Below are 826 nucleotides of genomic sequence, written 5' to 3'. Positions count from 1 at the left end.
GGCTGGTGCCGCGTGGGAGTGGTGGGGGTTAGCTGGGGTGGTTGTCATGCTTTCACCCTTGCCCGGTGGTGTTGGTGGGGTGGGGTGTGGTGTGGGGGCGGATGTCGGTGGTGATGGCGGTGGGGTCGAGGGTGGCGTTGGCGCGTTCGAGGGCGGTGTCAAGCAGGTCCATTGGTGCGAGGGAAGCGGGTTGGTCGGTGTTGGACACGGTGGTCAGGACGATGACGCCGGGCTCTTTGCCGTTGTTGGTGGTGACGGCTGCGTAGATGCGCTCAATGTGGTGCCGGGTACCGTCCTCGCCGGTGGTGGTCATGGTGAAGCCCGCCAGAGTGTCCGGCAGGCCGACGGTGGCATGGAGTACGCCGGTCTCGGAATCGGGCGCGCCGTAGGACCAGAACTGGACCTCCTCATCAGTGCCGTCGCAGGAGGCTATGTCCGTGGCGATGCTCGCGAAGCTTCCGTTGGGCCTTGTAGTGGTCAGAGCGAGGGCGAGGGTCTCATAAACCGTGACATCGTCCACCTGGTATTCGACGGTGACAGCGTGGTCAGGCTCAGACAGTAGAACGAGACCGTGAACACTGGGCTCGATGCGCTTGCAGAGTACTTCCACGCGTTTTCCGGGGTAGGCGGCCTGCGTGGTTGCTCCGGGGACGTCCGCGAGGGTCAGGGCAGTAGCGGGAATGGGCTCGGGTGTGGCGGTGGCCTCCTGATCGGCGCCGCCGTGACCACAAGCAGTGACCAGGCTGGCCGCCAGTGCCAGCACCAGGAACGGCTTAAGGCAACGTGCGCGGGTCATGAATCGCTGTTCTGTTTCGGTGTCGCCCGA

General features: G+C 64.9%; 1 protein-coding gene. It reads right to left on the bottom strand.

Features of this window, described 5'->3' with window-relative positions:
* Positions 1–52: 52 nt before the first annotated feature.
* On the bottom strand, positions 53–826 hold a 774-nt coding region (locus GZ998_RS00965; protein ID WP_219108422.1), incomplete at its 5' end, for a hypothetical protein.

Source organism: Actinomyces sp. 594, assembly GCF_019325145.1.
Taxonomy (GTDB): Bacteria; Actinomycetota; Actinomycetes; order Actinomycetales; family Actinomycetaceae; genus Actinomyces.
This window is presented reverse-complemented; position numbering and strand designations above follow the sequence as displayed.